Raw genomic sequence first — 8,226 nt, forward strand, 5'->3', positions numbered from 1 at the left:
GCCTATACATGAAAAAGAAAAATCGTTTTGTTACCGGAATTGTAACAGCTGGCGTTTTGTTTTCAACTGCTATTCCGTTCAATGTACTTGCTGAAAGTCCTATTAACCAAATTGAATCTTCAAATGCTCATTCTATATTATCTAAGCTTTCTAAAGAACAACGCCTGGCATTACAAACGGTAGATGCCAACCCTGGTTTTACAATTTCACCAGATATTAATACGAGTAGTTCTGAGCCTGTAAATATCATCGTAGAATTTCAAACTGCTCCAGTAAAGATTAATGAATTAAAACAAAAAGAAAAAGGATTACAGTCTGCTCCTGAAAATATAAAAGCACGTATTGATCAAGAACATGAAGAATTCGAAAAAGGACTAAAACGTCTTTATCAATTCAGCCCATCAGTAAAATCAGGAAACTTCCAGTCTGTACAAATTAAACGTTCTTATAAGCATGCGATAAATGGTGTTGCGATGACATTACCAGCAAATACAGTAGAAGAATTGTTACGAATTGGCGTTGTAAAACGTATTTGGAAAGATTACGAAGTGAAATTAAATTTACCAAAACAAGCTGAGCAAAAAGCGCCTCAAAAACTAACAGATAGCATCCCGCAAATTGGAGTAGATAAGTTACATAGTGAGGGCATTACCGGAAAAGGAATTAAAGTTGGTGTATTAGATACAGGTATTGATTACAATCATCCTGACTTAAAAGACGTATATAAAGGCTATCGCGCGAAACCTGGTGAGGACTCTAGCAAAGTAGACCCAAACTCAGTAAAGGGTTGGGACTTTATTAATAATGATGCAGATCCAATGGAAACTACTTATTCAGAATGGCAACAATCTGGTGCTCCTGAATTTGATAACCGTGGTTCTTCCTTCTACACAGCCCACGGCACTCACGTAGCAGGTATCGTTTCTGCTCAAAAGAAGAACCAATCTGATTCAGCAGTAAAAGGTGTTGCACCTGACATTGAACTGTATAACTATCGTGTACTCGGTCCATACGGAAGTGGAGATAGTTCAGGTATTATCGCTGCAATTGATAAATCCATTTCTGACGGTATGAACGTTATTAACTTATCGTTAGGTGATGATAGCAACAATCCACTCGATCCAACATCTATCGCTGTTAATAATGCAATGCTTTCAGGCGTTGTTACAGTCGTTGCTGCTGGTAACTCTGGACCAAATCCATCAACACTCGGATCACCAGGTGCTTCACCATTTGCAATTACGGTTGGAGCAAGTGATAGCTCTATTTCCTTACCGAAACTATCAGGTCATGCTGGACAATTACAATTTCCTAACCTAATTCTATTCGGCAAAAACTTCACTGATAAAATAGAAGATTTCAAGGGACAAACTTTACCTATTGAATATGTAGGAATTGGTACGCCTGACGAGTTTAGTAAAAAAGATGTAAAAGGAAAAATCGCTCTCGTTGCACGCGGTACACTGTCATTTGATGAAAAAATTGCTAATGCAAAACAAGCAGGTGCAAAAGCCGTTATTATTTATAACAATGTGGATGGAGAAATTCCTTTCTACGTTGGCGAAAGTACAAAATACATTCCAGCATTCCGCCTAACGAAAGAAGAAGGTGAAAAACTAAAAGCTCAAATCGAACAAGGTAGCACCTCCTTAACTCTCGATGAAATTAATTACATTCAAACAGAAGGCGATCATCTTGCAGACTTTAGCTCACGCGGTCCTGTTACAGCAAATGATGATATTAAGCCTGATATTACAGCGCCTGGTGTCGCTATCCTTTCAACAGTTCCTGAATATATTAACGACCCGCAAGAGGGTGAAAACTACGCTGTTTCCTATGAGCGTATGCAAGGAACATCTATGGCTTCTCCTCATATCGCTGGCGTTGCTGCTCTAATTTTACAAGAACACCCAGACTACTCTCCGTTCGATGTAAAAGCGTCTCTTATGAACACAGCTAATGATTTAAAAGAAAAATATTCCGTATATGAAGTTGGAGCTGGGCGAGTAGATGCTTACAACGCCGTTCGTACAGAAACAAGCTTTAAAGTATTAGATACGACACAAACTGTTGTAAATGATGAAGTAATTGAAGTACCCGAAGAAACTGGATCTATTGCATTCGGTAAGTTTTATCAAAAAGACGGTGAAGCTCTTGAACAAAAACGAAATATAAAAGTAACTAATCATAATAAACAAGAGAAAAAAGAATTTAAAACAGAAATTTCTTATACACCAGCATCGTCTACTATTAACGATGCTGTCGCAAACGTTGTAAAAATCTCTGCTCCAGAAACAATTACTCTTGATGCTGGCAAAACAGGTGAAATTGAAGCAAAAATTAATGTTCCAGCCGGTGTGAAACAAGGCCGATATGAAGGGTACATTCATATTACGAACACAAAAAATAAAGAAGAAACATATCAAATCCCATTCTCTATTCGTGTATCAGAGCCTGGTATTGAAAATGCAATACTATCAAGAAAAGCAATTTCAACTGATACATCTAAATTCAATCCATACGGTGAATCGTATGTTCACGGAGCATTCCAATTAAACAGCGAACTTGAAACGTTAGATCTTATCGTAAAAGATTCCAAAACAAATAAAGCTCTTGGCTTCATTGGAACATTAAACACGAGTGGCCTAAAAACTGATGTGTATTACTACTTAGATTCATTCTTTAATGGAAAAGTGTATCCTTTTACAAATGATCCTGCAAAACCAATCGGTGATGAGAAAATCAACTTACCAGAAGGAGACTACACAATTGAGTTTGTCGGTTATGATAAGGCTGGGAAAGCACGTGTAAAAGGTGATTATGTTGTAATTGATAATACACCACCAGAAGTGAAATTAACTGGATTAAAACCTGGTATTTACGAGTTAAATGAAGAAAATTATACAGTAGAAGATGGCAAAAAAGCATTATGGATTAAAGGAAATGTATACGATTCAAACGTTGATTACTTAAAAGGAAAAGGATTAAACATTACGCAAGAAGCGAATGGCGTTATGTACTATGACTATTCTCCATACTTGCATAAGTTTTTACCGATTAATGCAAATGGCGACTTTAAAGTTGGCATTACACCTGACTCCTTCAGAACGGAAGGTCCAATGAACACAGGCGTATATATTTTCGATTATGCAACTGCAGGTCCTGACTATCCAAACGGTGTAAATAACTACTGGTTTATCCCGCAAGGTGCTCAATATGCAAAAACTAGTTACGATAAAAAAGAATTATATAAAAATGACGAGTTCACAGTAACACTAAACGCGAAACACGTAAAACAATTTGTTGCTGGGCAATTTAATGTAAACTTCCTAGAGAAGAACTTCAAATTTGCAAATGCGAAATTTAATCCTGCTTTTGAAAAGCTACTTTCCCAAAAAGGGGTAACCGCAAAAGTAAATGAACCGAAACTAGAGGCAGGCTCTGTTACAGTTGGCGGAGCTATCGATGATAAAAATTTTGCTGGATTAGATGGTGATTTCCCGTTCATTGATGTAACTTTCAAAGTAGAAAATGATGAGTTTTATGAAGCAAACGCTCAATTAGAATCACCAATTTTTGTTTACTGGAAACAAGGTGAATCAGAACCAAATAGAATGCGTGTACTTCAAGATCAAACATTCTCAGTTATGTCCTTAAACTCATTAGTAGAAGGAAATATTAAACCTGGTGCATTCTTAAATGAACGCGGATATTTAGATGAAAAGTTCGATTATACAAAGCTTGACGTAAAAGTATATGCGACTGATTCTTACCGTCATAAGTTTGAAGGCTCACTAGATAAATACGGATACTTCAAACTAAATGGACTTCCAGTTAATAAACGCGACTATAACTTATATGTAGAGGTGCCAGGACATTTAACAAGCCGCCTAACAACGAAACTTGGTACTGAAAAAGACGGTAAGTTGCTTGGCCAATATTATTATGCAAGACCTGACGAAAACCTTGCCGGCGATGTAAATGGTGATAAAGTAATCGATATTAAAGATGCTGAAATCATTGCTAGCAACTATGGTAAAAAAGGACTAACTGTAAAAGACGGAGATCTTAATAAAGATGGTATTGTCGACGAAAAAGATATTCGCTTCGTTGAAAAGAACTTCTTGAAAAAAGGGCCAGATGCATCTAAATCACAAACACCTATAGAAAAATCAAAAAGCGGTACACTGGCAGATATTTTAAAGAAATTAGGATTAACGCCTAAAAAATAATAAAGTGAAACTTTAATCAATTGAGGTTTTACTGCCCGGCAAATAGCGGAATAATAAAGAGCACTCTACGTAAAATAGAGTGCTCTTTTTCTATAAACGACCCTTATCCAGCAAAAGGGGTATATTGGGGATATACAAGGGAAACCGGAAAAGGAATTTATATTAAATTATATAAGTTCAGAGGTAAGAAGCAGTTTCCCACCTCTGAACTATTTAGCAATTATTATAGTACTGGTGCCATTGTTTCTTTTAATACTTTTACAGAATGAGCGAACTTCGCTTTTTCATCTTCATTTAGCTCAAGTTCTACGATTTCACGTACACCTTCGCGGTTAATTACAGCTGGAACACCTACGTAAGCATCTTTCTCGCCGTATTGACCTTCAAGGTATGCAGATACAGTTAATACGCTGTTCTCGTTGTTTAAGATTGCTTTAGTTACACGAAGTAGTGACATACCGATTCCGTAGTAAGTTGCACCTTTACGCTCGATGATATGGTAAGCTGCATCACGTACGTTTTCGAAGATTTTGTCTAAGTCTTCTTGTTTGTACTGTTCGTTGTTAGCTAAGATTGTTTCTAATTTTTGTACACCGATAGTAGCGTGGCTCCATACTGGAAGTTCAGTGTCACCGTGTTCACCAACGATGTAAGCATGAACGTTACGTGGATCTACATCTAAGTAGTCACCTAACATGTAACGGAAACGAGCAGAGTCTAAAGTAGTACCAGAACCGATTACGCGCTCTTTCGGTAAACCAGATTCTTTCCAAGTTACGTAAGTTAAAATATCAACTGGGTTAGTTGCGATTAAGAAGATTCCATCGAATCCGCTATCCATAATGCCTCGAACGATTTGTTTAAAGATCTTTGTATTTTTCTCAACTAAGTCTAAACGAGTTTCACCTGGCTTTTGTGGTAACCCAGCAGTGATAACAACTAAATCTGCATCTTTACAATCTGCATAGCTACCGCTCCAAACTTTTGTTGGTGATGGAGAGAATGGTACCGCATGGCTTAAGTCCATTGCTTCCCCTTCTGCTTTTGCTTCATTAACATCTACTAATACGAATTCTTCAGCTACACCTTGGTTGATCATTGAGTAAGCGTAACTACAACCTACAGCTCCTGTTCCTACTAATACTACACGATTGATACCTTTTTTCATGGTAATTTCCCCTCTCTATTGTTCACATATATTTTTTTATAATTGTTTAAGTAATTAATTAAAATACTAATTTAATGTTGTTTAACTTCTTTACATTCATATTGTAGCACGTATTATTGTGAATTACTTCACAAATTATGACCTATTTGTGAACTTTTTCACATAGAGTGTAAAGTTATTGGAATAGGTGTGGAATCCATTTCAATGGAGGCGTTTTCTTTAGATTGTGAAAGGGATTTTCTTGTGTTTTTTGTCGGTAAGTGAAATTACACCGGCGATTTTTAGAATATATCGACCGTAACTCAAATTATATCAGCGATTATTAAAATTTATCGATCGTAACTCAAATTATATCAGCGATTTTTGCAATATATCGACTTACCGACAAAACTCGACAATACTGACAACATAAAAAAACTGTCTTCAGTAGATCACAGCTATTGAGAGAAAGCAACTTCTTCTATATATTATTTATTTTCCACAGTAGCTCCCAGATGCATTTTTCATCGGTTTCTCCAAGTGTAGGAGGCTACAGCCATACAGCTGGGGTAAAAGTTCAAGTTGAAGTTAATTCCTTCATATTCATACAGGTCCAAATAATTAACATGATTGTATTTACGGCTCTCTATGTACCCAACTGCAACAGCGAATACTTCATATTTCTTCTATTGCATAAAAAAGCAGACTATCCAAAGTCCATTTTTATACAACAAAAAAGAGATAGCAGATTATGCTATCTCTTTTAGTATGACCCGTACGGGATTCGAACCCGTGTTACCGCCGTGAAAGGGCGGTGTCTTAACCACTTGACCAACGGGCCAGTTCTGGCAGAGAAGAAGGGATTCGAACCCTCGCACCGCGTTCGCGATCTACTCCCTTAGCAGGGGAGCCCCTTGAGCCACTTGGGTACTTCTCTATAAATATGGCTCCGCAGGTAGGACTCGAACCTACGACCGATCGGTTAACAGCCGATAGCTCTACCACTGAGCTACTGCGGAACAATTATGGTGGGCCTAAATGGACTCGAACCATCGACCTCACGCTTATCAGGCGTGCGCTCTAACCAGCTGAGCTATAGGCCCATAATTGAAAAGCGGGTGAAGAGAATCGAACTCTCGACCAGAGCTTGGAAGGCTCTTGTTTTACCACTAAACTACACCCGCATTAAATTGTAAATGGTGAGCCATGAAGGACTCGAACCTTCGACCCTCTGATTAAAAGTCAGATGCTCTACCAACTGAGCTAATGGCTCATTTTGAAAGTGGTGCCGACTAGAGGACTTGAACCCCCAACCTACTGATTACAAGTCAGTTGCTCTACCAATTGAGCTAAGTCGGCTTGCGACTTCAAAATGGTGGCTCGGGACGGAATCGAACCGCCGACACGAGGATTTTCAGTCCTCTGCTCTACCGACTGAGCTACCGAGCCTTTATGTAAAAATGGCGGTCCCGACCGGGGTCGAACCGGCGATCTCCTGCGTGACAGGCAGGCATGTTAACCACTACACCACGGGACCATTTGGTTGCGGGGACAGGATTTGAACCTGCGACCTTCGGGTTATGAGCCCGACGAGCTACCGTGCTGCTCCACCCCGCGATGATAAAATATTTACTTTAGAAAAAATGGAGGAGGTAGAGGGATTCGAACCCCCGCGCGACTCTCGCCGCCTGTCGGTTTTCAAGACCGATCCCTTCAGCCGAACTTGGGTATACCTCCGAGATATATACGTCTAATGGTGGACCTTGTAGGACTCGAACCTACGACCGGACGGTTATGAGCCGTCTGCTCTAACCAGCTGAGCTAAAGGTCCTTTATGGTAGCGGCGGAGGGGATCGAACCCCCGACCTCACGGGTATGAACCGTACGCTCTAGCCAGCTGAGCTACACCGCCATAAATGATATTAATATAAGTGGAGCCTAGCGGGATCGAACCGCTGACCTCCTGCGTGCAAGGCAGGCGCTCTCCCAGCTGAGCTAAGGCCCCATGTTTTTTAGGGATATCGGGAAGACAGGATTTGAACCTGCGACCCCCTGGTCCCAAACCAGGTGCTCTACCAAGCTGAGCCACTTCCCGTTAATAAAAGCGCGCCCGAGAGGAGTCGAACCCCTAACCTCTTGATCCGTAGTCAAACGCTCTATCCAATTGAGCTACGGGCGCATATGGTGCCGAGGGCGGGGGTCGAACCCGCACGGTGGTCACCCACCGCAGGATTTTAAGTCCTGTGCGTCTGCCTGTTCCGCCACCCCGGCATGTCATATTGAAAATTGGAGCGGAAGACGGGATTCGAACCCGCGACCCCAACCTTGGCAAGGTTGTATTCTACCACTGAACTACTTCCGCAAGACATGTATGAGTTATTTAATTAAAAGTGCGGGTGAAGGGAGTCGAACCCCCACGCCAAAGGCGCCAGATCCTAAGTCTGGTGCGTCTGCCAATTCCGCCACACCCGCATATTAATTTATTTAAGAAAAATGGGGCGACTGATGGGAATCGAACCCACGAATGCCGGAGCCACAATCCGGTGCGTTAACCACTTCGCCACAACCGCCATGATTTCTGGTGCCGACTAGAGGACTTGAACCCCCAACCTACTGATTACAAGTCAGTTGCTCTACCAATTGAGCTAAGTCGGCTAAATGGTGGAGGATGACGGGATCGAACCGCCGACCCCCTGCTTGTAAGGCAGGTGCTCTCCCAGCTGAGCTAATCCTCCATTTGCCTGGCAACGTCCTACTCTCACAGGGACAAGGTCCCAACTACCATCGGCGCTAGAGAGCTTAACTTCCGTGTTCGGTATGGGAACGGGTGTGACCTCTCTGCCATCA

The 8,226-nt window shown here is 40.8% G+C and carries 2 protein-coding genes, 22 tRNA genes and 1 rRNA gene; 1 reads left to right on the plus strand and 24 read right to left on the minus strand.

Annotated features, from left to right (window positions below):
- Positions 1 to 8 precede the first annotated feature (8 nt).
- Complete coding sequence (locus ACUN13_RS05835) at positions 9 to 4,232, plus strand: S8 family serine peptidase (RefSeq protein ID WP_025686777.1); 4,224 nt, start codon at positions 9 to 11, stop codon at positions 4,230 to 4,232.
- Positions 4,233 to 4,455: 223 nt separating this feature from the next.
- Here ACUN13_RS05835 and ACUN13_RS05840 read toward each other — a convergent pair whose 3' ends face one another.
- The 24 genes from ACUN13_RS05840 to rrf form a co-directional block, all read right to left on the minus strand.
- Positions 4,456 to 5,400 carry an L-lactate dehydrogenase gene (locus ACUN13_RS05840; protein WP_000715338.1) on the minus strand — a complete coding sequence of 315 codons (945 nt, stop codon included), beginning with the start codon at positions 5,398 to 5,400 and terminating at the stop codon, positions 4,456 to 4,458.
- A gap of 748 nt (positions 5,401 to 6,148) precedes the next feature.
- Positions 6,149 to 6,220, minus strand: a tRNA-Glu gene (locus ACUN13_RS05845).
- A gap of 5 nt (positions 6,221 to 6,225) precedes the next feature.
- Positions 6,226 to 6,316: transfer RNA gene (locus tag ACUN13_RS05850), tRNA-Ser, on the minus strand.
- A 7-nt stretch (positions 6,317 to 6,323) separates the two neighbouring features.
- A tRNA-Asn gene (locus ACUN13_RS05855) sits at positions 6,324 to 6,398 on the minus strand.
- A gap of 7 nt (positions 6,399 to 6,405) precedes the next feature.
- A tRNA-Ile gene (locus tag ACUN13_RS05860) sits at positions 6,406 to 6,482 on the minus strand.
- Positions 6,483 to 6,492: 10 nt separating this feature from the next.
- Positions 6,493 to 6,563, minus strand: a tRNA-Gly gene (locus ACUN13_RS05865).
- A 13-nt stretch (positions 6,564 to 6,576) separates the two neighbouring features.
- A tRNA-Lys gene (locus ACUN13_RS05870) sits at positions 6,577 to 6,652 on the minus strand.
- Positions 6,653 to 6,662: 10 nt separating this feature from the next.
- Positions 6,663 to 6,738 (minus strand) — tRNA-Thr (locus ACUN13_RS05875).
- Between the two features lie 14 nt (positions 6,739 to 6,752).
- Positions 6,753 to 6,828 (minus strand) — tRNA-Phe (locus ACUN13_RS05880).
- 12 nt (positions 6,829 to 6,840) lie between these two features.
- Positions 6,841 to 6,916 (minus strand) — tRNA-Asp (locus ACUN13_RS05885).
- Positions 6,917 to 6,919: 3 nt separating this feature from the next.
- Positions 6,920 to 6,996: transfer RNA gene (locus ACUN13_RS05890), tRNA-Met, on the minus strand.
- A gap of 27 nt (positions 6,997 to 7,023) precedes the next feature.
- A tRNA-Ser gene (locus tag ACUN13_RS05895) sits at positions 7,024 to 7,116 on the minus strand.
- 17 nt (positions 7,117 to 7,133) lie between these two features.
- Positions 7,134 to 7,210: transfer RNA gene (locus tag ACUN13_RS05900), tRNA-Ile, on the minus strand.
- A 4-nt stretch (positions 7,211 to 7,214) separates the two neighbouring features.
- A tRNA-Met gene (locus ACUN13_RS05905) sits at positions 7,215 to 7,291 on the minus strand.
- A gap of 20 nt (positions 7,292 to 7,311) precedes the next feature.
- A tRNA-Ala gene (locus tag ACUN13_RS05910) sits at positions 7,312 to 7,384 on the minus strand.
- A 16-nt stretch (positions 7,385 to 7,400) separates the two neighbouring features.
- Positions 7,401 to 7,474, minus strand: a tRNA-Pro gene (locus ACUN13_RS05915).
- A gap of 10 nt (positions 7,475 to 7,484) precedes the next feature.
- Positions 7,485 to 7,558 (minus strand) — tRNA-Arg (locus ACUN13_RS05920).
- 3 nt (positions 7,559 to 7,561) lie between these two features.
- A tRNA-Leu gene (locus tag ACUN13_RS05925) sits at positions 7,562 to 7,650 on the minus strand.
- 16 nt (positions 7,651 to 7,666) lie between these two features.
- Positions 7,667 to 7,741 (minus strand) — tRNA-Gly (locus ACUN13_RS05930).
- A gap of 29 nt (positions 7,742 to 7,770) precedes the next feature.
- Positions 7,771 to 7,851: transfer RNA gene (locus ACUN13_RS05935), tRNA-Leu, on the minus strand.
- Positions 7,852 to 7,873: 22 nt separating this feature from the next.
- Positions 7,874 to 7,949 (minus strand) — tRNA-His (locus ACUN13_RS05940).
- A 9-nt stretch (positions 7,950 to 7,958) separates the two neighbouring features.
- A tRNA-Thr gene (locus ACUN13_RS05945) sits at positions 7,959 to 8,034 on the minus strand.
- 4 nt (positions 8,035 to 8,038) lie between these two features.
- Positions 8,039 to 8,114, minus strand: a tRNA-Val gene (locus tag ACUN13_RS05950).
- A 4-nt stretch (positions 8,115 to 8,118) separates the two neighbouring features.
- Positions 8,119 to 8,226 (minus strand): 5S ribosomal RNA (gene rrf / locus ACUN13_RS05955); the annotation flags it as partial.

It is taken from the genome of Bacillus cereus group sp. Bce041, assembly GCF_052646455.1.

Bases quoted from the DNA above. Each gene is read 5' to 3' on its own strand.
- ACUN13_RS05835 (WP_025686777.1), top strand. From the start codon at position 9: ATGAAAAAGAAAAATCGTTTTGTTACCGGAATTGTAACAGCTGGCGTT.
- ACUN13_RS05840 (WP_000715338.1), bottom strand. From the start codon at position 5,400: ATGAAAAAAGGTATCAATCGTGTAGTATTAGTAGGAACAGGAGCTGTA.